We start from the raw sequence: 23,776 nt of genomic DNA, 5'->3' as shown, positions 1-23,776 counted from the left end.
AACTAGATATATAGGGGTATGGATGATCGAGTTCCATCTGGACGACCACTCGGGCGTCTCGCCGTACCTGCAGCTGGTCCGCCAGGTGCGGCAGGCCCTGCGACTGGGGCTGCTGCGCGAGGGCGACCAGCTCCCAACGGTCAAGGAGGTCGTGGCGAGGCTGGCGATCAACCCGAACACGGTGCTGAAGGCCTACCGGGAGCTGGAGCGCGCGGGCCTGGTGGCGGCGCGGCCCGGGGTGGGGACGTTCGTGACGGCGACGCTCACCGACGCCTCGCTGGCCGCGCACGAGCCGCTGCGCCGCGACCTGCGGCGCTGGCTGGCCGCGGCCCGCCGGGCCGGGCTCGACGAGGAGAGCATCGAGGCCCTGTTCATGACGACCTTTCAGGCCGCCGCCCGGGAGGACATAGCGTGACCGCCGTGCTGCGGGCCGAGGGGCTCGGCAAGAGATACGGGAAGCGCTGGGCGCTCAGGGACTGCACCCTGGACATCCCGGCCGGGCATGTGGTGGGCCTGGTCGGCCCCAACGGGGCGGGCAAGACCACGCTGCTGAGCCTGGCCTGCGGCCAGCTGACGCCGTCGGCGGGCTCCGTCGAGGTGCTCGGCGGCCGGGCGGGAGAGGGACCCGCGCAGCTGGCCAGGGTCGGGTTCGTCGCCCAGGACACCCCCACCTACGCAGGGCTGAGCGTCGCCGAGCATCTGAAGCTGGGCGCCCGGCTCAACCCCCGGTGGGACGACGCGCTGGCACGCGAGCGCGTCGAGCGGCTCGGGCTCGATCCCGCCCGCCGGGCCGGAAGGCTGTCGGGCGGCCAGCGCGCCCAGCTCGCCCTCACCCTGGGCCTGGCCAAACGGCCGGAACTGCTGCTCCTGGACGAGCCGGTCGCCGCGCTCGACCCGCTCGCCCGCCGCGAGTTCCTGCAGAGCCTGATGGAGGCCGCGGTCGAACACGAGCTCAGCGTCGTGCTCTCCTCCCACCTGGTGTCCGACGTGGAGCGCACCTGCGACCACCTGGTCGTGCTGGTGGACTCCCGCGTCCAGGTGGCCGGGGAGGTCGAGGAGCTGCTGGCCACCCACCACCGGCTCACCGGGCCGCGCCGCGACCCCCGCCGGCTGCCCGCGGACCAGCACGTCGTCTCCGCCAGCCACACCGACCGGCAGAGCACCTTCATCGTCCGCACCGACGCCCCGATCCACGATCCCGCCTGGACCGTCAGCCGGCCCGGCCTGGAGGACCTCGTCCTGGCCTACCTGGACAGGCGCCCCGAAACCGGCCGGTGGCCCGTTCTGGAGGTCGAGCGATGATCTGGTTGGCCTGGCGCCAGTTCCGCGCCGCGGCCGCGGCGATGTTCGCCGCCCTCGCCGCGCTCGCCGCCGTCCTGGCGTTCACCGGCCGGGGGCTGGCCGACGACTACGCCGCCGGGATCGCGGCCTGCACCGTCCGCGGCGGCGGCTGCTCCGCCTACGTCCAGCAGTTCTTCCACGCCCACCAGGTGCCCTTCTTCGCCCTCACCGCCATCATGCTGGTGCTGCCCGCCCTCATCGGGCTGTTCTGGGGAGCGCCGCTGATCACCCGCGAGCTGGAGGCCGGCACGCACCGGCTGGTGTGGAACCAGAGCATCACCCGCACCCGCTGGCTGGCGGTCAGACTCGGTCTCACCGGCCTGGCCGCCCTGGCGGCCGCGGGACTGGGCAGCCTCGCGGTGACCTGGTGGTCCGGCCCCGTCGACCAGGCCGCCGCGGGCAACCACCCGGGTTTCCCGCGGATGGGGCCGCTGCTGTTCGACGCCCGCGGCGTCGTCCCCCTCGGATACGCGGCCTTCGCCTTCGTCCTGGGCGTGGCCGTCGGGATGCTGGTCCGCCGCACCCTGCCCGCCATGGCCGTCACCCTGGCCGTCTTCGCCGCCGTCCAGGCCGCCGTGCCGCTGCTGGTCCGGCCCCATCTGGACACCCCGGTCCATGCGGCTCCGGCGATCGCCGAGACCGACGTGGAGGACCTCCTCTTCCCGCGCGGCGGCGGTTCCCTCCACCTGGTCGTGAAGCCGCGGGTCCCCGGCGACCCTGCCGCCTGGGTCCTGTCCAGCCGGATCGTCGACGCCTCCGGGGAGGAGGTCTCCGGAGGCATTTCCGTGTCCACCTCCTCGGGGCCCTGCGCACCGCCCGAGCACAGGGAGCAGGCCGAGCGGCGGGGAGCCGCCCCGTGCTTCGCCGAGCTCGAGCGGCTCGGCTACCGCCACCGGCTGGTCTACCACCCCTCCGACCGCTTCTGGACCTTCCAGTGGATCGAGACGGGCGGCTACGCCGCCCTCACCCTCGGCCTGGCGGGGTTCTGCCTCTGGTGGGTCCGCCGCCGCCTGTCCTGACCCGTGGGGGGGACCGCATGAGCATCAAGATCATTGAGTTGCGCGGACGTTCCGGCAGGCGGGCCGCGGCGGTCGCGACCGTGCTGGCCGCGGCCGTCACCGCCGTGGTGGCCGGGCGGATGTACGCGATGCCGGAGACCCGTGACGAGCGGTACTCCGCCCAGATCCGGCGGACCGAATACGGCGTCCCGCATGTCACGGCGAAGGACCACGGAGGCCTCGGATACGGGTACGGGTACGCGTTCGCCCAGGACGACCTGTGCGTCATGGCCTCACGGGTGGTGACGCTGCGAGGGGAGCGGTCCGAGTACTTCGGTTCGCGGGAGGTCTCCGACGATCCGATCGAACCGCTCGCCAATCCCGTGAGCGACGTCTACTACAAGGGCGTCCGGGCGTCGGGCGTCCTGCAGCGGACGCTGGCCCGCGCCGCGCCGCTCGGCCCCGCCCCGGAACTGCGCCGGCTGGTCGACGGCTACGCCGCCGGGTACAACCGCTACCTGCGCGACACCGGAGTGGAGCGGCTCCCGGATCCGGCCTGCCGGGGCGAGGAATGGGTGCGCCCGATCACCGCCCTGGACGTCTGGAGCGTCATCCTCGACGCCAACCGGGTCGGGACCGCGGGTTTCCGGGAGGCCGTCGCCACCGCGGCCCCGGCCGGGGACACCGGCCGGCCGCGAGCCGCACCGGCCACGGCGGTGCCGGAGCCCGGCAGCAACGCGTGGGCCCTGGGCCGGAAGGCGACCCGCGGCGGCCACGGCATGCTGCTCGCCGACCCGCACCTCCCGTGGCACGGCGGCTGGCGGCTCTACCAGGTGCACCTGACCATTCCCGGCGTGCTCGACGTGTCGGGCGCCGGCCTCTACGGCACCCCGGTGGTCCAGATCGGCCACACCGCGGGTGTGGCCTGGACCCACACGACCTCGCACGCGCGTCGCCACACCCTCTACCGGCTCACTCTCGCGCCGGGCGACCCCACCGGCTACCTGGTCGACGGCAAGACGGAGCCGATGGGCCGCCAGGAGGTGGAGATCACCCTGCGCGACCCCGTCGGCGGAACGGTCACCACTACGCGCACCCTGTACACCTCGCGCTACGGCCCGGTGCTCGCCGCCGGCTGGACGTCCGGCACCGCGTTCGCCCTCGCCGACGCCAACGCCGCGAACCTGCGCTCGGCGAACGAGTGGCTGGCGATGGGCTCAGCGCAGAACCTCGCCCAACTGCGCGCGGCCCAGCGGACCTACCAAGGCATACCCACCTACTACACGCTCGCCACCGATGTGAGCGGGACGGCGTACTTCGCCGACGCCTCAGTGGTCCCGCACGTCACCGATGACCTTGCCGAACGGTGCGCCGTCGCTCCGGAAGGCGGCGAACGACGCTCCGAGGAGCTCATCCTGGACGGCTCCACGTCGGCCTGCGGCTGGGGCGAGGACCCCGACGCGGTCGAGCCCGGCGTCTTCGGACCGGGCCGCCACCCGACGCTGACCCGCACCGACTACGTGGCCAACTCCAACGACGGCCCCTGGCTGGCCAACCCCGCGGCCCCCCTCACGGGCTTTCCCCGCGCCTACGGCGAGACCCGCACCGAACTCAGGCTGCGTGCCCGGCTCGGCCTGGACATGATCTCCCAGCGCCTGAACGGCACCGACGGCCTCGGCCCGCCCGGCTTCACGCTGGAGAACCTGCAGGCCGCGGCGACCGGCAAACGCAACCACAGCGCGGAGCTCGCCCGCCCCGACCTGCTGGCGGTGTGCCGCGCCCATCCCGTCATGACCGCCACCGACGGACGGCGGACCGACGTGCGCCAGGCCTGCGACACGCTCTCGGCCTGGGACGGCCGCGCCCGCCTCGACAGCCGCGGCGCCCTCCTGTGGCGCGAGCTCTTCACGCGGCTGAAGCGGCCGGGCCGGGCCGCCTCGCCGGAAGGTTCTCCCCCGGCCGCGCCGAGTGGCCCGGCGGAACCGGAGAAGAGCCCGTGGCGGGTGCCGTTCGATCCCGCCGACCCGCTCACCACCCCGCGCGGACTCGACCGGGAGGACCCGGCGGTGCGGCGCGCCCTGGCCGACACCGTGCAGCGCTTCCAGGACAACGGCGTCTCCCTGGCCCTCACCCCTGGCGAGGTCCAGCGCCGCGCCTCGATCCCGCTGCCGGGCTGCACCGACGATGAAGGCTGCTTCGACCGCGTCAGCGCCCCCGGCGTGCTCGACAGCGACTCTTCGGAAGTGTCCGAGGGATCCAGCTTCATGATGGCCGTCGAGCTGACACCGGACGGCCCCCGCACCCGCACCGTCCTCACCTACTCCCAGTCCGCCGACCCCTCCTCCCCGCACCACGCCGACCAGACGTCCCTGTTCTCCCGCGGCCGGTGGGTCACCGAGCGCTTCACCGAGGCCGAGATCACCGCCTACCCGCACCTGCGCACCCTCACCCTCCACGGCTGACGACCGTCGAAAGGCAGGCCGGGCACGAGCAGCGCATGGTCCCTGACATCCTGGGTCCGTCCCCCGTCCGCACTCCGTGAGGTCATGGAGCCCCATGCGAGAACCGCTCGTCATCGCCGTCGCCCAACCGCCCTGCACCGCCCTCGACGTGGAGAAGAACGCGGCGGCCCACGCGGCCGCGATCCGGGAGGCACACGCCCGGGTCGTCGTCTTCCCCGAACTCTCCCTGACCGGTTACGAGTTCGACGCCCCCGCGCTCTCGCCGGACGATCCCTGGCTTGCGGCGGTCGTCGAAGCGTGCGCCGAGACGGGTGCCCTGGCCCTGGCAGGCGCCCCGGTGCAGGGCGAAGGAGAACTCCTCCACATCGCGCTGCTGGCCGTCGACGGCACCGGCGCCACCATCGCCTACCGCAAACAGTGGATCGGCGGCCGGGAGCCCGAACGTTTCTCCCCTGGCCCCGCCCCCGCCGTCCTCGAGGTCGACGGGTGGCGGCTCGGCCTGGCCGTCTGCAAGGACACGGGCGTCCCTCAGCACCAGGCGGACACCGCCGCCCTGGGCATGGACGTCTACGTGGCCTCCGTCCTCGACTTCGAGAAGGACGCCCACGTCCCCGCCGAGCGCGCCCGCCGTACGGCCGTCACGTACGGCGTCCCGGTCGCCGTCTCCAGCTTCGCCGGTCCCACCGGCCAGGGCTACACCCGCTCCGCGGGCCGTTCGGGCATCTGGTCCCGCACCGGCGAGGTCCTGGCCCGCTCCGGCCCCGAACCCGGCGCCTTCGCCCGAGCCGTCCTCACCTGACCTGCCGTCGCTCCGCGCCCGGCGGCGGGCCGACGGCCCGCGGCCGCGGTCCGGGACCCGATGTCAGGCGGTGAGGCCGAGGTGCGCGGGGAGGTCCGCGACGCCGGGGAGGAGGTGGGTGTGGCGCTCGGCGCCGAGCTGGGCGGCGGTCATGCCGCCGGTGAGGACGCCGACGACCATCGCGGCGCCGGCGTTCGTGCCCGCGCGGAGGTCGAGGACGGTGTCGCCCGCGGTGAGGACGGACGCGACGTCGCGGACGCCGGTGGCCTCCATCGCACGGAAGACCATGTAGGGCGCGGGGCGCCCGGCCGGGACGTCGTCGACGCAGACCACGGCGTCGACGACCGACGAGTCCCAGCCGAGGAGGTCGAGCAGGGAGTCGGTGATCCGGCGGTCGAAGCCCGTGGTGAGCGCGACCTTGATCCCCGCGGCGCGCAGCGCTGCCAGCGCCTTCTCCACGCCGGGCAGGGGCTCGGGGCGGTGCGCCGCGTAGGCGGCCGTCAGCCTGCGGTGGAAGTCGGAGAAGGCCGCCTCGACGGCGGCGGGCGACGGAGAGCCGAGCAGGCGGGCGATCGCCTCGCGTTTGTCCGCGCCCATCCAGCGCCGGACGTCCTCATCGCCGGGGGTCCCTCCGGCCGCCTCGACGGCCTCGCGCAGTGCGACGTAGACGGCGCCGTTCTCCTGGACGGTCGTGCCCGCGATGTCCAGGGCGACGAGTTCGATCATGGGGGTCTCCGTTCCGGCGTCAGGACGCCTGCCAGCTCCGCAGCAGAGCGGGCTGCGCCTGCTGGGAGTTCTCGATGGTGAAGCCGACCCTGTCCGGGCGGTAGCGGTCGTCGGAGTACTCGACCGGACGCCCGTCCGCGCCCCGGGCGATGCGGCTCTCCCGCAGCAGCGGGAACCCCTCGGGGACGTCGAGCAGCCGGCTGTCGGTCGCGTCGGCCGCCACCGCGTCGATGAGGTGCCGGGCGAGGGACATGTCCACGCCCTGCCCGGCCAGATGCGCGTACAGCGAGCCGGAGTCGCAGTCGAAGTCGAACAGCAGGCGGCCCGCGCGCTCGACGAACGTCGTGCGCTCCAGCATCGTCGGCGAGCCGTCGATGAGCCGCAGCCGGACGAGCTGGACCACCGGGGTGCCCTCCTCCAGGTCGAGGGCGTCGGCGACGTCGGCGGCGGCCGGGCGGAGCGCGATCTCCTGGGTGCGCTGCCCCGGGGTGCGGCCGAGGTTCTCGACCCAGCGGGAGAACGACAGGAAGGTCTCGAACGGCTGGCTGAGCGCCTGCCGCCGCACCACGGGCGGCTTGCCCCGCCCGCCGCCGATCATCCCCTCGGCGCGCAGGGCCGCCAGCGCCTGGCGCACCGGACCGCGGGAGGCGTTCCACTGCGCGCACAGCTGCGCCTCGGACGGCACGGGTTCGTCGACTCCCAGCTCACCGGAGGTGATCCGGCGCCGCAGCTCGGCGGCGATCCGTTCGTGCAGGGGCAGCTCCATATGACTTGACTATACATGTCATCTTTTCTCGCGCCAGCGGTCCCGGGAGAGTTTTCCCCACGTTCACCAGCGCAATTAACACAAGGTGAACGAAATACGTATTTCATCTCCAGCGGTTGACGGGGCGGGCGCACACTTACGAACCTTCTTGTCATGACAAGTTTGCGCACCACGCTGGACACCGCTGATCTCGCCGTCGTCGGAGCGGGCATCGTCGGGCTCGCCCACGCCCACGCCGCCGCCCGGCGCGGTCTGTCGGTCGTCGTCCTCGACCGGGACCCCCGCCCGCTCGGCGCGTCCGTGCGCAACTTCGGCCACGGCTGTGCGACCGCCCAGGACGGTGACGCCCTGCGGTACGCGATGGCGGCGCGCGAACAGTGGCTGGAGCTGGCCGAGGCCGGTGTCCGGGTACGGCGGAGCGGCACCGTCGTGGTGGCCCGCGCGGAAGACGAACTGCAGGTACTCCGCGAGTTCGCCGCGCTGCGCGGCGAAGAGCAGGTGAGGCTGCTGGACGGGCCGGAGACGCGGGCCAGGGTGACGCTCGGCGAAGGCGTCCTCGGCGGCGCCCTCCTCCCCCTGGACCTCCGGGTCGACCCCCGGCAGGCCGCGCCGGCCCTCGCGGAGGCGCTCGCCGCCCGCGGCGTCCGGTTCCACTGGTCGACCACCGCGCACACCGTGGAGACCGGCGAGGTGGGCACCTCACGCGGCACCGTGCGGGCACGGCGCGTCGTCGTCGCGGTGGGTCACGACGCGGACCGGCACTTCCCCGAACTGGCCGAGGGCGCGGGCGTGCAACGGTGCTCGCTGCACATGCTCAGGGTCCGCGACCCGCACGCCAGGCCGGTCGAACCGGCCGTGCTGACCGGCCTCTCGCTGCTGCGCTACGGCGGCTTCGCCGCCTGCCCCGCCCTCGCCGACGTGCGGAGCCGGATGGAGCGCGACCATCCCCGGGCGGTCGCCTGCGGGCTGAACCTCATGTTCACCCAGCTCCCCGGCGGCGACCTGACCATCGGCGACACCCACGCCTACGCCCCGGCCGTCGAGCCCTACCGGGCCGAGGAACTCGACGAGCTGGTGCTCGCCGAGACCGCACGCCTGCTGGGCGTGCCGGAGCTGCACGTCCGCGAGCGCTGGCGCGGCGTCTACGCCTCGGCTCCCGACCCCTTCCTGGTCGCCGCCCCGGCACGGGACGTCCGCCTGGTCGCGGTCACGTCCGGTGTCGGCATGACGACCGCGCTCGGGCTCGCGCCCGAGGTCCTCGACGACCTGCTCGGCTGAACCGACCCCACCACAGGAGAACCCATGAAAACGTTCACCCGGCTCACGGCCCTGATGGCCCTGCCGATCCTCGCCCTCTCCTTGTCCGCCTGCGGAGGCGGAGACGACGGGCCCTCGGCCTCGGCCGGCGCCTGCCCGAACGGGAAGGTGCGCTTCGGCGTCGAGCCCTACGAGGACCCCGCCAAGCTCAAGCCCGCCTACCAGACGCTGGCCGGAGCGCTGGAGGAGAAGCTCGGCTGCCCCGTCGAGCTCCAGATCGTCGAGGACTACTCGGCGGAGGTGCTCGCCATGCGCAACGGGCAGCTGGAGCTCGCCCAGTTCGGGCCGCTCGGATTCGTCTTCGCCAGCACCAAGGCCGGCGCGGAGCCGCTGGCGTCGTTCGCCGACGGCACGGGCGCGCTCACCACCTACACCGCGGGCATCTGGGTTCCGGCCGGCTCCCCCGTCCGGTCGCTCACCGACCTCAAGGGCAGGTCCCTGGCCCTGAGCAGCGTCGGCTCCACCTCCGGCGACGCCCTCCCCCGGTACGCGCTCACCGAGGCCGGCGTCGCCGAGTCCGAAGTGAAGATCAACTACGCGGGCGGCCACCCCGAGGCGCTGCTCGCGCTGACCAACGGCAAGGTCGACGCCGCCGAGATCAACAGCCAGCAGCTCGCCACCGCCAAGGCCGCCGGCCAGTTCGACGAGACGAAGTACCGGCAGGTCTGGAAGTCCTCGCCGATCCCCAACGACCCCATCACCATCGCCTCGTCCCTCGACCCGGCGTTCAAGAAGCGCGTCGCCGACGCCCTCCTCCGGCTCGACGCGGACGCCGTCGAGAAGGTCGGCGCGTTCCTCGACGTGAACCCGCCCGGTCCGCTCGTCGCCGTCACCGAGGACACCTACCGGCCGCTGTTCGACCTCGCCGCGTCGCTCGGCCTGACCGAGAAGGACGTCTGACCCGATGTCCCTGCGCGTTCGAGGACTGCACAAGGAGTACGGCGCGCGCACCGTGCTCGACGGGATCGACCTGGACGTGCCGAGCGGCGGGTTCGTCGCCGTGCTCGGCGCCAACGGCTCGGGCAAGTCGACGGCGCTGCGCTGCGTCGTGGGTCTGGAGGCGCCGACCGCCGGAGAGATCACGATCGGCGGCAACGGCCGCGCCTCCATGGTCTTCCAGAAGATCCACCTGGTCCCCCGGCGCAGCGTGCTCGACAACGTGTGCGCCGGAGCCCTCGGCCGGCTGCCGCTGCGCCGCTCGCTCACCCCCGCGCTGTTCCCCCGAACGCTCCGCGAGGAGGCGATGGACTGCCTGCACCGGGTGGGCCTCGCCGACCGCGCCGGAGAACGGGCGGGCCGCCTGTCCGGCGGCCAGCAGCAGCGCGTCGCCATCGCGCGGGCGCTCTGCACCCAGGCCGGTGTGCTCCTGGCCGACGAACCGGTCTCCGCGCTGGACCCCAGGGCGGCCGAACAGGTCGTGGCGCTGCTCGCCGAACTGGCCGGTGACGGGCTCGCGGTGGCGGCCGTCCTGCACCAGCCGTCGCTGGCCCGCCGGTACGCCGACCGGATCGTCGGCCTCCTCGACGGGCGCGTGCGCTTCGACGCGGTGCCTTCGGCCGTCACCGACTCCGAGATCGACCGCCTCTACGTCCCCGACCGGGCCTCCGTGCCCGCGGAGTGAGAACCCATGAGCCTTTCTCTGAAGACGGCACCCGCACCCCCGCGCCGTCGCGGCCCGTCCGCGGCGGCGTGGACGGCGGCGGCGCTGCTGGCCGTCGTGCACGCCCTGGCCCTGGAGGGCACGGGGTTCTCCCTCACCACACTCGCCCAGGGCTGGCAGGGGATGGCCGCCTTCGTCGGTGACGCGCTGCCCCCCGACCTCGACTGGACGGGCACCCTGGGACCGAGCCTGCGGGCCGCGGCGGTCACCCTCTATATCGGACTGCTCGGCACGACGCTGTCGGTGCCGTTCGCGCTGGTGCTGGCGGTGCTCGCGGCCCGTGTCACGTCCTACGGGACGGTGCCCTACCAGGCCGCGCGCTCGCTCCTGTCGTTCCTGCGCTCGGTACCCGACGTGGTGTTCGCCCTGATCTTCGTGACGGCCGTCGGGCTCGGGCCGTTCGCCGGAGTGCTCGCCCTGGTCGTCCACAACACCGGTGTCATGGGCAAGCTGTGGGCCGAGGCCATGGAGGAGAGCGATCCCGGGCCGCGTGAGGCGCTGCGCGTCCTGGGCGCCTCCCGCGCGCAGACCGCGCTGCACGCCGTCCTTCCCACGGTGCTCCCCCAGCTCGTCGGCCTGCTGCTGTACCGCTTCGACGTGAACGTCCGCGCCTCCCTGGTCCTGGGCCTGGTGGGCGCCGGAGGGATCGGCTTCCTCATCAACCAGTCCATCAAGCTCTTTCGCTTCGACCAGATGGCGACGCACATCTTCGTCGTCCTGATCCTGGTCATCGCCGTCGACCAGCTCTCCGCCCTGGTCCGCCGCCGCATCTCCCCCTGACCCGCCCCGACGTCCCGCGTGCGACCCGGCACGCGGGACGTCAGAGCGCGAGAACGAATGCGGAGGCTAGCGGCCCGCGCCGGTGCGGGTGCGGGCCACTTCGGCGGCGACGGCGCGGAGGGCGGGGAGGGTGTCGCCGCTTTCGAGGTTGAGGAAGGTGTTGCGGGCTATGACGACGTTGTGGCGGGTGGAGACGTAGATCTTCTGGTCGCCGAGGCCGCTGGCCTGGAAGCCTTCGCCGGAGTCGATCCACCAGTGGAGGCCGTAGCGGGAGTTGACGCCAGAGGGGGTGGTGGCCTGGGCGACCCAGGAGGCGGGGACGACCTGGCGGCCCTTCACGGTGCCGCCGTCGAGCATCATCCTGCCGAAGCGGGCGAAGTCGCGGACGGTGGCGTAGACGCAGCAGTATCCGAGGCTGTTGCCGTTGGAGTCGTTGCCGAGGTAGGCGGTCCCGGCCATGCCGGACGGACCCCAGATCCGCTCCGCCATGTACCGGTGGAAGGGCACGCCGGTGGCGCGCTGCACGACGAGCGCGAGGACGGCGGAGTCCATGCTGCTGTAGTTGAACCGGGTGCCCTGCTCCCACACCTTCTTGCGGGTGGCGGCCCACTGCAGGGTCGAGCGCCAGCCCATGCTGACGGACACGTGCAGGGGCGCGTCGTCGGGGGTCTCCTCCCACTTCATGCCGGAGGACATGCGCAGCAGGTTGTACAGCCTCACCTTCCCGTAGTCCGTCCCGGCCAGCTCGGGCACGTAGTCGCCGACGGTGTCGTCCAGCGACCGGATCCTCCCCTCGCCGAGCGCGATGCCCACGGCGTCGGAGGTGAACGACTTGCCCGCGGACCACGACTGGAACAGCGAGTCCCTGTGGTAGCCGGGCGCGTACCACTCGTTCACGACCCGGTCACCGTCCAGGACGACGAACCCCTGGGCGGTGCGCCGCAGGTAGTCGCGCAGCGTGCGGGTCTCGCCCTCGTAGGTGTAGGTGACGTCCAGTTCGCGTTGCGCGTCCGTGAGCACGACCGGGTCGGCCGACGGCTGGAGCGGGTCGAAGCCCGGCAGCACCGAGTACGGCCAGACGCCGGCGTCCGCGGCGGGCGCCGAGTCCCGCGCGGACACGGGAGCGGGCCCCGGGAAGGCGAGGCCCGCGGTGAGGACGGCGGCGAGGGTCAGCGAGAGGGATCTGCGACGCATGGGAGCTCCCTGGGGGGTGAGGAGGCGTCACTCCGGACCCGGGACAGAACCATCCGGAATGCCCTTTACAAGGAAGGTAAATCCCGGTGACTCGCATCACAATGAGCCCCTGCCAAATCCTCAGGGATCCCCGCTCACTTCCCGCGCGGCCTCTCCCTCAGCGGGCCGCGCTCACCCCTCTCCCCGAAGCCGCGCCCAGACGACCTTGCCTCCCGAGGCCAGCGGCGTGACCCCGCAGTCGGCGGAAAGCGCCGCGACGAGCGTCAGCCCCCACCCGCCGTTGTCGTCGAAGCCCTTCTCGTCCAGATCCAGCTCCTCCGGCTCCACCTCGACGACCGGCGGCGGATGCATCGGAAGCCCCGGGCAGGGATCGGCCGCCCCGATCACCACCCCCGCCTCGTCGCGGCGGCAGTGCACGACGATGCGTTCTCCGAGCGGGGTGACCGCGACGGCGTTGGCCACCAGCTCCGCCAGGATCAGATGCGCGTCATAACGCGCGTCCTCCCCCAGCCCCCACATCATCAGCCGCTGCTCCACCAGCGTCCACGCCAGCCCGGCGCTCGCGGCCGAAGCCGCCATCGGGAACCGCAGTTCCCGCGCACCCGCGAGGTCCGGAGTCGCCGTGCGCCCGCTCTCCCACCCGCCGCCGGACCGGTCGGAAACCGTTCCCCGCGTTCCACCGAATGTTCGCTCACCCATGTCGGCCCCCTCTGGTTCGCCACCGTTTCCGGTGACCACACTCACACCGGCCGTCACCGTGTGCTACAAACCTTCAGAGCCCCCTTGCCCCACCCCTGGTCAGGTCTGCCAAACCCTTCGGGGTTTCGTCCTGGAGCGTTCCCATGCCCGCACAACGAGACCCGCACACCTCTCCCGCGATCCGGGCCTTCGCCAACGAACTCACGGCCCGCCGCGAAATGGCCGGGCACACCAAAGTCGAACTCGCCGAACTCCTCGGCTACACCCCGCAGTTCATCGGCCAACTCGAAGCCTGCAAGAACGTGCCGTCCCGCAGGGTCGCGGAGGACCTGGAGACGTTCTTCCGGACCGACGGCGTGTTCCCGCGCCTGTGGGAGAACATCAACGACACCAAGAACGTGGCCGCCCTCCCGCCGGGCTTCGCCGACTACCTCACCCGTGAATCCCAGGCCACCGAAATCCGCATCTATTCCGCACTGCTCGTCGTAGGCCTCTTTCAAACCGAGGGTTATGCGAAGACCATTATCGAAGGCTTCGGCGTCGGTGACACCCGGGACCTCGTCGCGAAGCGGCTGGAACGGAAGTCGATCCTGGAACGCGAAGACCCGCCCCGCGTCTGGCTCGTCCTGGACGAAGGGGTCATCCGACGCACGATAGGCGGCCCGCAGGTCATGGGCGAGCAGCTCCGCTATCTGTACGAGCTGTCCCAGCGCCCCACGTGCATGGTGCAGATCATTCCCTACCGCGTCGGTTACCACGAGGGACTCGGCGGCGACCTCACCGTTCTCGGTTTCGCGGACGGCTCGCATATCGGGTACACGGAGTCCGCCGGAGTGGGAGTGCTGATCGAGCAGCCGTCCGGAGTCTCGGACCTGGCGATAAGATATGACCTGCTCCGAGGTCACGCGCTACCGGTACACGAGTCACAGATGATCCTCAAGGAAGCGGTGGAGAATGATGAGCGGCCCGGGACGGACCGAATGGCGTAAGAGCAGCCACAGCGACCACCAAGGCGGAAACTGCATCGAGTTGCGCCGCTCGGGCACCGCCATAGCCGTCCGGGACTCCAAGAACCCGAACGGCCCCCGGCTCGTGTTCGCCCGCACGGCCTTCCGCGCTCTCACCCGGGAAATCCGCTCCGCCGGACGATAAGGCCCCCATCGTGAAGTGATGACGTCGGCCACCGGTTCTTCCGGCGCCGTTCGAGCCTCTGCTCCGGCGTCCTTCCGGCAGTCGCCGACCGGCTCGCGCGTGCGGGGGCGCACGCTTCCGGACGGGCCTCGCCGCTCCCGGCGTCCGGAGAGGCGTTCTTCCCCTGTGCCGGGGCCGGTCGTCTTTCTTCAATACCCGCAGCCGCCGTCCGCCTTACCTTGGTCTGTTGGAGAAAGGGAAGGGAGCAGGCATGGAGCTGAATTCTGTGATGGGGCGGGCCGCTGAGGCGGCCGTCGCGGTGGTGCGGGGAGTCGGGGCGGAGCAGTTCGGGCTGCCCACGCCGTGTCCGGAGCTGGACGTCAGGGGGCTGGTGAACCACCTGGTCTTCTGGACGGGGGTGCAGGGGTACGCCGCGGGGGCGCGGCAGGCGCCGGAAGAGATCACCGAAGGGCGCGACTTCACCGCGGATGCCGGGTGGGTCGAGGCCTATGCCGCTCGGGCGAAGGCGACGGCCGACGTGTGGAGCGCGCCGGAGGCGTGGGAGGGCGAGGCCTCGCTGACGGGGGGCGCGGCGATGCCCGCCGCGTTCGTCGGCGGGATCGTGCTGGGCGAGTGGCTGCTGCACGGGTGGGACCTGGCCGCGGCGACCGGGCAGAAGCTGGACGTGGACGACGAGGTCGCGGCGGCGCTGTACGAGAGCATCGCCGCCAAGGCCGACATGGCCCGGCAGCACAAGGTGTTCGGGCCCGAGGTGCCCGTCCCGGCGGACGCTCCGGTCCTCGACCGCGCGCTGGGGCTGGCGGGGCGCGACCCCTCCTGGACGCCCGGGTCCTGATGCGGGAAGGCGGGGCGGGGCCTTCGCGCCCCGCCCCGCTCCTCACCGGCCGGCTTCCCCGCTCACGGCGAGAGGATGTTCGAGGAAGTCGGCCAGGATCCCGTCCGCGGTGGTGAGAAGGCCTTCGGCCGCCGAGTCGTCGGGGACGGTGTCGTAGACGAACCGGACGGCGGTGTCCTCGATGCCGCAGTAACGGGAGATCCCCGTCTGCAGCTGGCGGGTGAGAGCGGCGTCCAGCCCGTGTTCGGCATACGCCTCGCGGGACTCCCCGGCCAGCGCGAGCCACAACATCCGCTTTCCGGCGAGGCGTGACGTGCTGCGGCCGTACGCGAAGCCGTAGTTCCATACCCGGTCGATCCACCCCTTGAGGAGGGCGGGCGGCCCGTACCACCAGACCGGGAAGACGACGACGATGAGGTCCGCCGCGTCGATCCGCCGCATGTGGGCGCGGACCTCCGCCGAGTACTCCTTGTCGCGGTCGCCCCAGTCGGGCTCGTCCTCGGGCGTCATGCGCGGGTCGAAGCCCTCGGCGTGCAGGTCGAGCAGGTCGACGGTGCGGCCGTCCTTCTCCAGGCTCAGGCGTGCCCGGTCGGCGATGTGGGCGGTGAGGGAGTCGCCGCGGTGGTGGGCGACGACCAGCAGTGCGGTGGTCATGGCGGTCGGCCTTCCGGTCCGGTGCGGGGGGTCAGTCGGCGAGACGGACGAGCGTCTTGCCCGTGTTGGCGCCGCGCAGGTTGCCGAGCAGTGCGGCGGGTGCCTGCTCCAGGCCCTCGAAGACGGTCTCCTCCGTGTGCAGGGTGCCGTCGGCGAGCCATGCCGCGGCCTCGGCGATGTACTCGGGGAAGCGGTGGAAGTACGCGCCGACCTGGACGCCCCGCAAGGTGAGCTGCTTGTAGACGATCTGCGCGAGGTTGGCGGGGCCGGGGATCGGTTCGGTGGCGTTGTAGCCGCTGATGGCTCCGACCAGCGCGGCGCTTCCTCCGACGCGCAGGGCGTCGATCGCGGCCGCCAGGTGGTCGCCTCCGACGCTGTCCAGGTAGACGTCGATGCCGTCGGGTGCGGCTTCCGCGAGCTGCGCGGCGATCGGTCCGGCGCGGTGGTCGAGGGCCGCGTCGAAGCCGAAGTCGGTCAGCAGCCGCTTGGCCTTCTCCGGTCCGCCGGCCGAGCCGATCACCTTGGCGGCGCCCAGCCTGCGGGCGATCTGCCCTGCGACGCTGCCGACCGCGCCCGCCGCCGCGGAGATGAAGACGACGTCGCCCTCCTTCACCGGGGCCGCGTCGGTGAGGGCGGCGTAGGCGGTCAGGCCCGTGGTGCCCAGCACGCCCAGGTAGGCCTGCGCGGGGGCGAGCCCGGTGTCGACGACGGTCGCGGCGGCCGCGTCCAGCACCGCGTACTCCCGCCATCCCAGGAAGTGCGAGACGGTCGCGCCGACCGGGATGTCCGCGGAGCGGGAGGCGACCACCCTGCCGACCGCCGCCCCCTCCAGCACGGCGCCGAGCTCGAACGGCGGGAGGACGGGCGAGGGGACGTCGTCCATGCGGCCCCTCATGTAGGGGTCCACCGACATCCACGTGTTGCGGACCAGGATCTGGCCGTCCTCCGGCTGCGGCACGGACACCTCGGCCGTCGTGAAGTCGTCCAGGGCGGGTTCGCCGACCGGACGGGCGGCGAGGCGGATCTCAAGGCCGGTGAGAGCGGTGTGCGAGGTCATCAGAGGTTCCCTTCGATGTCGTTGGCTTCACTCTGCCGACCGGCACTTCAGGTCTTCTGTAGGTCTGCTGTGGATAGGCTGTGATCATGCGTTTCGGGGTGCTCGGTCCGCTCGCGGTGTGGACCGGCGAGGAGGCTCCCGTACACGTTCCGGAGCTCAAGGTCCGCGCGCTGCTGGCCGACCTCCTCGTCCACGCGGGGCGCACGGTCTCGGCCGACCGGCTGATCGACGACCTGTGGGGCGGTTCCGGACGCCTGCCGCGCCATCCCGCCAACGCCCTGCAGACGAGGGTGTCGCAGCTGCGCCGGGCTCTGGAGGCCGCCGAGCCGGGCGGACGCGCCCTCGTGGTGTCGCAGGCCCCGGGTTATCTGCTGCGCGTCGAGCCGGAGGCGGTGGACGCCGGTCGTTTCCACGCGCTGGTCGCACGTGCCCGCGCCGCGGAGGACCTCCGCGTCAAGGCGTCCCTGCTGTCCGACGCCCTGGCGTTGTGGCGGGGCCAGGCGTACGCCGACTTCGCCGACGAGGAGTTCGCCCGCCCGGAGGCCGCCCGTCTGGAGGACGAACGGCTCACCGTGCTGGAGGAGCACGCGGAGGTCCGGCTGGCGCTCGGCGAGCACGGCACGCTCGCCGACGAGCTGGGCGGCCCGGTGGAGCGGCACCCGCTGCGGGAGAGGCTGCGGGCCGTTCACCTGCGCGCCCTCTACCGGGCCGGAAGGCAGAGCGAGGCGCTGTCCGGTTACGCGGAACTGCGGGAGCGCCTGGCCGAGGAGCTGGGCCAGGACCCGAGCCGGGAGCTGGCCGCGCTGCACGAGGCGATCCTCAGGCGGGATCCCGACCTGGACGCGAAGACCGCGCCGCGGCGACCTGCCCGCACTAATCTCCCTTCGCCCCTGACCGGCCTCGTCGGCCGCGCGAAGGCGGTGGCGGAGGTGCGGGAGCTGCTGGACGCCGGTCGGCTCGTCACGCTGACCGGCCCCGGCGGGGTCGGCAAGACCCGGCTCGCCCTGGAGGCCGCGCGTTCGGCGGCCGGTGACGCGGACGGGCGGTTCGCGGACGGGGTCTGGCTGGTGGAGCTGGCCGGGCTCGACCGCGGTTCCGGCGTGACCCCGGCCGACGCGATCGCGCTGGCCCTCGGCCTGCGCGACGACTCCCTCCCGGTGGACGCCGGACGGCGCGCCCCCATGGAGCTGCTCGTCGACGCGCTCGCCGCCAGGCGGACGCTGCTGCTCCTGGACAACTGCGAGCATGTGGTCGACCTGGTGGCCGCGCAGGCCGGCGCCCTGCTGCGTGCCGCGCCCGGCCTGCACGTGCTCGCCACCAGCCAGGAGCCCCTGGGGTTGTCCGGTGAACGGTTGTGGAGCGTGCCGCCGCTCGAAGAGACGGACGCCGTCCGGCTCTTCGCGGACCGGGCGGCCGCCGCGTCCCCGGGCTTCGCCCTGACCGCCGGCAACACGGCGGAGGTCTCCGCCGTCTGCCGCCGGCTGGACGGGATCCCGCTCGCCCTGGAGCTGGCCGCCACCCGCGTACGTGCCCTGGGCGTGGCGGAGCTGGCCGCACGGCTCGACGACCGGTTCCGCCTGCTGGTCTCCGGCAGCCGGGACGCGCCCGCCCGGCAGCAGACGCTGCGCGCGATGATCGACTGGTCCTGGGAGCTGCTGACGGACCCCGAGCGCGTCGTGCTGCGCCGGCTCGCGGTCCACGCTGACGGCTGCACGCTGGAGGCCGCCGAGGAGGTGTGCGCCGAGGACGGCCTCGACGTGCTCGACCTCCTGGCGCGGCTGGTCGACCGGTCGCTCGTCGTACGGGTGGAGGGAGCCGACGGCGGCCTCCGCTACCGGCTGCTCGAATCGGTCAAGGCCTACTGCCTGGACCGGCTGGACGAGGCCGGGGAGTCCGCGGCGATCCGCGAACGCTACGTCCGGTACCACGTCGGGCTGGCCGTCCGTGCCGCGCCGCGGCTCTACGAGCACGACCAGCGGCGGTGGTTGCGGCTGCTCGACGCCGAGGCCGCCAACCAGCGTGCGGCGCTGGAGGAGGCGGCGCGGTCGGGCCTGGTGGCGGAGACGTTGCGGCTGACGAACGCCCTGGCCTGGCACCGGTACCTGCGCGGCCGGATCACCGAGGCGTGCCGGTGCCTGGGCTTGGCGCTGGCCGCCGCGGGCGGACCGCCGGCGGAACGCGCGGAGGCGTCGGTCTGGCTGGCCGGCCTCACGATGCTGAACGGTGCCGAGGCCGGGGACGTGGGGCCGGCCGTGTACGAGGCGATCGCCGATCCGGAGGGGCGGGCCTGGGCGCGGTGGTTCCTCGCCTTCACCCACCGCGGCTTCGGCCACCTCGACGTGACGGCCGGTCTGGTGGAACGCGCGCTGGAGGAGTCCCGCGCCCTCGGGGAGCGCTGGGGGGTCGCCGCGTCGCTGAGCGTGCGGGCGACCGTCCACCGGGCCCGCGGCGAGCTCGCGGCGGCGCGGCGGGACGCCGAGGAGAGCGAGGCGCTCTTCGGCGAGATCGGCGACCGGTGGGGCCGGATGAAGGCGACCAACACCCTCGGCGAGCTGGCCGAGATCGCCGGTGACTACGAACGCGCCGCGCGGCTGCACCGCGAGGGCCTGCGGATGGCCGAGGAGCTCGGGCTCTGGTCGGAGGCGTCGTTCCGGTTGTCCGGGCTCGGCCGGATCTCCCTGCTCACCCGGGACTTCGCCGCGGCGGACGACCTGCACCGGCGGGCGCTGAAGCTCGCCGCCGAGCAGGCCGACAAGGTCGCCGAGCACTTCGCCGCGGTCGGCCTGGCCCTGTCCGCCCGGCGGCAGGGCGATCCCGGCGCCGCCGAGGCGCTGCTGCTGCCGTGGGTCGACTGGGTCCGCGAGGTCGACGGAGAGCCGGGTCTGGCGCTCGTCCTGGCCGAACTCGGTTTCGCCGCCGAGGCGCGCGGTGACGCCGAGACCGCGCTCGCCCGTCACCGGGACGGGCTCGCCGCCGCCCGCCGGGTCGGCGACCCGCGCGCCGTCGCACTCGCCTTCGAGGGCCTCGCCGGGGCTCGCTCGCTCGCGGGCGAGCCGGAGGCCGCGGCCCGGCTGCTGGGCGCGGCCGCCGCCCTGCGCGCCTCGGTCGGCGCCCCCCTGCCCGAGGCCGAACGAGGTGACGTGGACCGTGTCGCCGGCCGGGTGCGGGACGCTCTGGGAGAGCAGGCCTTCACGGCCGGATTCGCTCGCGGCGAGGCGGGAGCGGATCCCGGTCCCGCCTGACCCGCCGGCTCCGGACGGCGCGCCAGGGCAGCGATGCGCAGGAGGCCAGGAGCAGGAGCGCTCCTGCGGCCAGGGCCAGGCGGGGGGTCGTCAGGGTCGCCAGGAGGCCCCAGAGCAGGGTGCAGGCGGCGCGGGCGGCGTTACCGGTGATCGTCCAGGCGGTGAGGACGCGGGAGAGGTGTTCCCGGGGGGTTCGCTCCAGGCGGCGGGTCGCGAAGACGGGCGTGAAGGCGCTGGTGAAGAAGACCGTGCCGGTGTGGATCGCGACGATCGCGGCCAAGCCCGTCCAGCCCGTGCCGACGAAGGGCAGCCACGGCAGCCACAGGACCCTCGCGACCCCCGTGACGAGCAGGATCTCACCGGGGTCGCGGTGGGCCAGGCGGCGGCTGAGGCGGGCCCCCAGGACGCCGGCGACGCACGGGATGCCCACGGACAGCCCGTACTGGAACGCCGTGAAGTGCAGGTCGCGCAGCATCAGCACGGCCAGGACGGGCGTTATCGCGACGTTGAGGGCGCCGAACGCCACGGTGTTGACGAACAGGGGCCGCAGCACGTCGTCGCCCCGGATGATCCGCCAGCCGGAGCCGATCTCCCGCCACCGGCGGCGTTCCGGCGGCCGTGTGGGCGGGGGCGGCTCGGGTGCGGCGATCGCGCGGATGCCCAGCGCGGAGAGCAGGTAGCCGACGGCGTCGACGAGCATGGTCACGGCCGGGCCGGTCAGGGCGATGAGCAGTCCCCCGGCCGGTGGCCCCGCTGCGGAGGACGTCCACATGACGCTCTCGAAGCGGGCGTTCGCCTCCATCAGCCGCCCCGGGGGGACGAGCGCCTTCAGGTGGGCTCCCGAAGCCCCGGCGAACGCGATCTGCCCCACCGCGACGAGGACGCAGACCGCCAGCAGGTGCGCGTACGTCAACGCGTGGCAGGCGTAGGCGAGTGGAATCGTCAGCAGGGCCGCGCAGCGCAGCACGTCCGCCCCGATCATCACGGGCCGTTTCCGCCGGAACTCGATCCACGGCCCGAGCGGGAGTGCGAGAAACGCCCCCAGCATCCCGCCGAGCGCGGAGAGCAGTGACACCTGCAACGCGCTGCTGGAGAGCACGAGCACCGCGATGAGGGAGAAGGCGTGCGTGGCGACCGCGCTCCCGGCCGTGCTGGCCGTGTAAGCCAGCCAGAGCCGGTTGAAGTCCGCTCCGAGACGGTCCAACCACGCACCTCCAGAACAACCAGACGTTGACAGGCCAGCCAGAAAACAGGGGAAAGACCTTGGAAGGCAAACAACCGAAGGCGGTTGCCACAACCAGAAGTTGTAAGTTGCCGCCATGAACACCGAAGCCGTACGTGCTTTCGTGAGCGTCGTGGAGGAGGGCGGCTTCCAGGACGCGGCGCTGTCTCTGGGCGTCTCCCAGCAGGCCGTGTCGAAGCGGATCGCGTCCCTGGAGAAGTCCTTGGACGTCGTCTTGTTCCGCCGCGGCCCCCGCCGCGCCGAGCTGACCGTCGACGGCCGGGTCCTGCTTCCCCACGCGAAGACGCTGCTAGCCGCCGTGGACCGGGCCGTCCAGTCGGTCCGGCCGGGTGTCCGCCCTCTCCGCGTCGACGTTCGGGGCAGGCGGCTGGCCGCGGCCGACCTGCTCTACGACTTCCACGCGTCCCACCCGGACGTCCAACTCGACGTGGTCACCCTCTCCGACGGAGAGGCCGCGGTCTCGGCGTTGCGGGACGGCTCGATCGACGCCGCATTCACCTACCTCCAGGACCCCGGGGCGCTTCCTCCGGGAATCCAGCACGTCCACGTCTACGACGAGCCTCTGGAAGTACTCGTCGGCCCCCGCCATCCGCTGGCGCACGCCAAGAACATCCGCATGACCGACCTGGCGACGTACCGTCTGTGGGTGCCGGGCATCGTCCCCGGCACAGAGTGGGCGGCCTACTACGCGTCGCTGGCTACGGCCTTCGACGTCGAAATCGACTCCACCGGCCCGGATTTCGGTGTCGAGCACCTCCTGGACGTCATCGCCGACTCCCGTACCGTGGCGACGTTCGTCGGCGCAAGAACACGTATCGTCTGGCCCGCGCGGCACGAGCTGCGCCGCCTCCGGCTAATCGAACCGACCCCGGTCTACCCCTGGTCGTTCCTGTGGCATGACAGGGCCGCCGGGCCTGCCCTCGGCAGGGTGCGCGACCATTGCACGCGCATGGTCCATCCCCCGCTCCCCTCCGTCTGGTCCCCCGTGCGCCGCGACGGTTGAGGCGTCCCGGGAGCGCGCGGCGGCGAAGGCCGCCAGAGCCGTGGTGAGCGGGACCGCCGCGATGAGCCCGAGCGTCCCGACGACGCTGCGGACGATCTCCTGGGCGACCACCGGGTTGGTGAGGGCCTGCTGCGTCCCCTGGTCGCCGAGCTGGAACAGCAGCAGCAGCGGCAGCGAAGCACCCGCGTAGGCCAGGACGATCGTGTTGACGACCGACGCGATGTGCGCGCGCCCCACGCGGGCGGCCGCCCGGTAGAGCGCCGCGAACCCGTAGTGCGGATTGGCGCGGGCCAGTTCCCGGACGGTCGCGGCCTGCGTGACGGTGACGTCGTCGAGCACGCCGAGGGAGCCGATGATGATGCTCGCCAGCAGCAGGCCCTGCGTGTTGATCTGGTAGCTGACGTCCAGGTAGAGGGAGCTCTCGTCCGTGATGCCGTAGAGGTGGGCGAGGTCCAGGGCGAGGACGGCCAGCAGCCCGGTGAGGCTCAGGCTCGCCAGGGTGCCGATGACCGCCAGCGAGGTCGTCGTGGTGAAGCCGTGCGTCAGGTACAGCACGGCCAGGATGATCGCGGCGGCGCAGACGATCGCCGCGAGCAGGGGCGGGTGGCCCTCCAGGATCGCCGGGAGCAGGAACAGCGTCAGCAGCGCGAACGTGATCACCAGTCCGAGCAGCGCCGTCAGCCCGCGCAGGCGCCCGAACGCGACGATGGCCAGCGCGAAGGCGGCGACCATGATCCACAACGGGTTCGAGCGGTCGTGGTCCGACAGCTGGTAGCGGTCGCCGTTGGGGCTGCCGCCCGGGACCGCCAGCAGCAGCACGTCGTCCCCGGCGCCGAAGATCTGGCTGCCGGGGCCGCTGGGCAGCTCCACCTGGGCGACCTGCCCGGCGGGCAGCTGCACGGTGGCCGTCCCGCACCGCCGGGGGTCGGTGGCGGCGGCCTCGGCGCCCATGTCCAGCGGGGCCTCGCCCGGCGCGCCGCCCTTCGGGCAGGGCCTGAGCTCGACGGAGATGATCGTCCCGGCGATGCGCTCGACCCGCACGCCCTCCTCGCCGCCCGCGCCGGAGCCCGACGGCCACAACCAGACCAGTCCGGCCAGCGTCGCGACGGCCAGCGGGACGAGCACCGCGAGCGTTCCCAGCAGCACGCCCCGGGGTGCCGGTTCGTCCCGCCCGTGGTGGTGTCCGGCGCCCACTACCGTCTCCTCCCGCCGTGTACCAGGTCGACCGATGGTACTGGCGAAAGGTGGACTACTCGGGGCTCACCGCCGGGAAGGCCGGGATCGAGACGCCGATGCCGCCGGGCGTGTCCGCGCCGTAGCGGGCGATCTCGCCGGCGAGGTCCAGCGGCCGGGGGCGCAGGTCGGAGGCGGCCCGCTCGCGGTCGGCCTCGGTGATGAGGGCGGCGGGGACGATCCAGCAGACCTCGAACTCCAGCCCGTCGGGGTCCTGGGCGTACAGGGACTTGGTCAGGACGTGGTCGGACGCCCCGACGAGGGCGCCGGCGCCGGCGAGCACGGTGCGCATGCGCTCGAGTTCGGTGAGGGTGTCGACCTCCCAGGCCAGGTGGTAGAGGCCGACGCTGGTGCGGCCCGCCGGCGACGGCGCGGCGGCGGAGCCGATCTGGAACAGGCCGAGGTCGTGGTCGTTGGTGGAGCCGGACGCCCGGAAGAAGGCGGCCTGCCCGGGAAGGAAGATCAGCGTGCGAAAACCCAGGACGTCCTCGTAGAACTCGCGGCTGCGCTGCACGTCGCGGACGTAGAGGACGGCGTGGTTGAGGCGGGTGATCGACATGCCGGGCTCCCGGGTTGAAGAGGTGTACCCTACGGTAACCGAGCTTACTTGAACTC

At 72.9% G+C, this 23,776-nt stretch carries 22 protein-coding genes and 1 pseudogene; 14 read left to right on the top strand and 9 right to left on the bottom strand.

Translation table 11 applies throughout. The features are described 5' to 3' along the window. Nucleotides 1–22: 22 nt before the first annotated feature. From C2865_RS07380 to C2865_RS07360, 5 genes are all read left to right on the top strand, one after another. Nucleotides 23–415 (top strand): GntR family transcriptional regulator, encoded by a 393-nt coding sequence (locus tag C2865_RS07380; protein WP_106397610.1) that lies wholly within the window; start codon nucleotides 23–25, stop codon nucleotides 413–415. Further along, nucleotides 412–1,302, top strand: coding sequence for an ABC transporter ATP-binding protein (locus C2865_RS07375; RefSeq protein WP_106397609.1), 891 nt, complete (start codon nucleotides 412–414; stop codon nucleotides 1,300–1,302). The genes C2865_RS07380 and C2865_RS07375 overlap by 4 nt, the downstream gene beginning before the upstream one ends. Beyond that, the gene (locus C2865_RS07370; protein WP_106397608.1) at nucleotides 1,299–2,360 is read left to right on the top strand and encodes an ABC transporter permease; all 1,062 of its coding nucleotides are present in this window, start codon (nucleotides 1,299–1,301) and stop codon (nucleotides 2,358–2,360) included. The genes C2865_RS07375 and C2865_RS07370 overlap by 4 nt, the downstream gene beginning before the upstream one ends. A gap of 17 nt (nucleotides 2,361–2,377) precedes the next feature. Further along, nucleotides 2,378–4,801 carry a penicillin acylase family protein gene (locus C2865_RS07365; RefSeq protein WP_232835440.1) on the top strand — a complete coding sequence of 808 codons (2,424 nt, stop codon included), beginning with the start codon at nucleotides 2,378–2,380 and terminating at the stop codon, nucleotides 4,799–4,801. Between the two features lie 94 nt (nucleotides 4,802–4,895). Beyond that, complete coding sequence (locus tag C2865_RS07360) at nucleotides 4,896–5,600, top strand: carbon-nitrogen hydrolase family protein (protein ID WP_106397607.1); 705 nt, start codon at nucleotides 4,896–4,898, stop codon at nucleotides 5,598–5,600. Between the two features lie 63 nt (nucleotides 5,601–5,663). Here C2865_RS07360 and C2865_RS07355 read toward each other — a convergent pair whose 3' ends face one another. Further along, the gene (locus C2865_RS07355; RefSeq protein ID WP_106397606.1) at nucleotides 5,664–6,326 is read right to left on the bottom strand and encodes a phosphonatase-like hydrolase; all 663 of its coding nucleotides are present in this window, start codon (nucleotides 6,324–6,326) and stop codon (nucleotides 5,664–5,666) included. Nucleotides 6,327–6,345: 19 nt separating this feature from the next. Further along, a complete protein-coding gene (locus tag C2865_RS07350; RefSeq protein WP_106397605.1) occupies nucleotides 6,346–7,092 on the bottom strand; it encodes a GntR family transcriptional regulator in 747 nt (248 codons plus the stop codon). A gap of 153 nt (nucleotides 7,093–7,245) precedes the next feature. Here C2865_RS07350 and C2865_RS07345 point away from each other — a divergent pair, with 153 nt between their 5' ends. From C2865_RS07345 to phnE, 4 genes are read left to right on the top strand one after another with little or no spacing between them, the layout of a single operon-like run. Next, on the top strand, nucleotides 7,246–8,370 hold the full coding sequence (locus tag C2865_RS07345) for a TIGR03364 family FAD-dependent oxidoreductase (protein ID WP_106397604.1): 1,125 nt from the start codon (nucleotides 7,246–7,248) through the stop codon (nucleotides 8,368–8,370). 24 nt (nucleotides 8,371–8,394) lie between these two features. Continuing rightward, complete coding sequence (locus tag C2865_RS07340) at nucleotides 8,395–9,309, top strand: phosphate/phosphite/phosphonate ABC transporter substrate-binding protein (protein ID WP_106397603.1); 915 nt, start codon at nucleotides 8,395–8,397, stop codon at nucleotides 9,307–9,309. 4 nt (nucleotides 9,310–9,313) lie between these two features. Continuing rightward, nucleotides 9,314–10,030, top strand: coding sequence for a phosphonate ABC transporter ATP-binding protein (locus C2865_RS07335; protein ID WP_106397602.1), 717 nt, complete (start codon nucleotides 9,314–9,316; stop codon nucleotides 10,028–10,030). Between the two features lie 6 nt (nucleotides 10,031–10,036). After that, the gene (phnE, locus tag C2865_RS07330; protein ID WP_106397601.1) at nucleotides 10,037–10,849 is read left to right on the top strand and encodes a phosphonate ABC transporter, permease protein PhnE; all 813 of its coding nucleotides are present in this window, start codon (nucleotides 10,037–10,039) and stop codon (nucleotides 10,847–10,849) included. A gap of 66 nt (nucleotides 10,850–10,915) precedes the next feature. On the opposite strand, the gene C2865_RS07325 is transcribed toward phnE, so the two are convergent. After that, nucleotides 10,916–12,043 carry a serine hydrolase domain-containing protein gene (locus C2865_RS07325; protein WP_106397600.1) on the bottom strand — a complete coding sequence of 376 codons (1,128 nt, stop codon included), beginning with the start codon at nucleotides 12,041–12,043 and terminating at the stop codon, nucleotides 10,916–10,918. Nucleotides 12,044–12,214: 171 nt separating this feature from the next. Next, nucleotides 12,215–12,742: an ATP-binding protein gene (locus C2865_RS07320; protein WP_106397599.1), complete on the bottom strand. Its 528-nt coding sequence runs from the start codon at nucleotides 12,740–12,742 to the stop codon at nucleotides 12,215–12,217. Between the two features lie 143 nt (nucleotides 12,743–12,885). Here C2865_RS07320 and C2865_RS07315 point away from each other — a divergent pair, with 143 nt between their 5' ends. The 3 genes from C2865_RS07315 (at nucleotide 12,886) to C2865_RS07305 (ending at nucleotide 14,729) form a co-directional block, all read left to right on the top strand. Then, nucleotides 12,886–13,731 (top strand): helix-turn-helix domain-containing protein, encoded by an 846-nt coding sequence (locus tag C2865_RS07315; protein WP_106397598.1) that lies wholly within the window; start codon nucleotides 12,886–12,888, stop codon nucleotides 13,729–13,731. Next, on the top strand, nucleotides 13,697–13,894 hold the full coding sequence (locus tag C2865_RS07310; protein ID WP_106397597.1) for a DUF397 domain-containing protein: 198 nt from the start codon (nucleotides 13,697–13,699) through the stop codon (nucleotides 13,892–13,894). The genes C2865_RS07315 and C2865_RS07310 overlap by 35 nt, the downstream gene beginning before the upstream one ends. Nucleotides 13,895–14,144: 250 nt before the next feature. Further along, the gene (locus C2865_RS07305) at nucleotides 14,145–14,729 is read left to right on the top strand and encodes a TIGR03086 family metal-binding protein (RefSeq protein ID WP_106397596.1); all 585 of its coding nucleotides are present in this window, start codon (nucleotides 14,145–14,147) and stop codon (nucleotides 14,727–14,729) included. Nucleotides 14,730–14,771: 42 nt separating this feature from the next. Here the strand turns inward: C2865_RS07305 and C2865_RS07300 are convergent, their stop codons facing one another. Together C2865_RS07300 and C2865_RS07295 are read right to left on the bottom strand one after the other, a co-directional pair. Beyond that, the gene (locus C2865_RS07300) at nucleotides 14,772–15,383 is read right to left on the bottom strand and encodes an NAD(P)H oxidoreductase (RefSeq protein WP_106397595.1); all 612 of its coding nucleotides are present in this window, start codon (nucleotides 15,381–15,383) and stop codon (nucleotides 14,772–14,774) included. Between the two features lie 31 nt (nucleotides 15,384–15,414). After that, nucleotides 15,415–16,440: an NADP-dependent oxidoreductase gene (locus C2865_RS07295; protein WP_106397594.1), complete on the bottom strand. Its 1,026-nt coding sequence runs from the start codon at nucleotides 16,438–16,440 to the stop codon at nucleotides 15,415–15,417. 86 nt (nucleotides 16,441–16,526) lie between these two features. Between C2865_RS07295 and C2865_RS07290 the strand changes: the two genes are divergently transcribed. Next, entirely contained in the window at nucleotides 16,527–19,682 is a 3,156-nt protein-coding gene (locus C2865_RS07290; RefSeq protein ID WP_106398616.1) for an AfsR/SARP family transcriptional regulator, read from the top strand. Here the strand turns inward: C2865_RS07290 and C2865_RS07285 are convergent. Continuing rightward, a complete protein-coding gene (locus C2865_RS07285; protein ID WP_198653081.1) occupies nucleotides 19,630–20,886 on the bottom strand; it encodes an MFS transporter in 1,257 nt (418 codons plus the stop codon). The two genes, C2865_RS07290 and C2865_RS07285, sit on opposite strands and share 53 nt — an antisense overlap. 115 nt (nucleotides 20,887–21,001) lie before the next feature. On the opposite strand from C2865_RS07285, the gene C2865_RS07280 reads away from it, so the two are divergent. After that, entirely contained in the window at nucleotides 21,002–21,928 is a 927-nt protein-coding gene (locus C2865_RS07280) for a LysR family transcriptional regulator (RefSeq protein WP_106397593.1), read from the top strand. Between the two features lie 36 nt (nucleotides 21,929–21,964). Here the strand turns inward: C2865_RS07280 and C2865_RS41790 are convergent. Together C2865_RS41790 and C2865_RS07270 are read right to left on the bottom strand one after the other, a co-directional pair. After that, a pseudogene (locus tag C2865_RS41790) lies at nucleotides 21,965–22,660 on the bottom strand (YibE/F family protein); the annotation flags it as partial. A 517-nt stretch (nucleotides 22,661–23,177) separates the two neighbouring features. Beyond that, complete coding sequence (locus C2865_RS07270) at nucleotides 23,178–23,720, bottom strand: VOC family protein (RefSeq protein WP_106397591.1); 543 nt, start codon at nucleotides 23,718–23,720, stop codon at nucleotides 23,178–23,180. Between the last annotated feature and the right edge of the window lie 56 nt (nucleotides 23,721–23,776).

This window comes from Actinocorallia populi (assembly GCF_002995495.1).
Lineage (GTDB): Bacteria > Actinomycetota > Actinomycetes > Streptosporangiales > Streptosporangiaceae > Actinocorallia > Actinocorallia populi.
The sequence above is the reverse complement of the archived record's forward strand: the minus strand, read 5'-3'. Positions and strand labels throughout refer to the sequence as shown.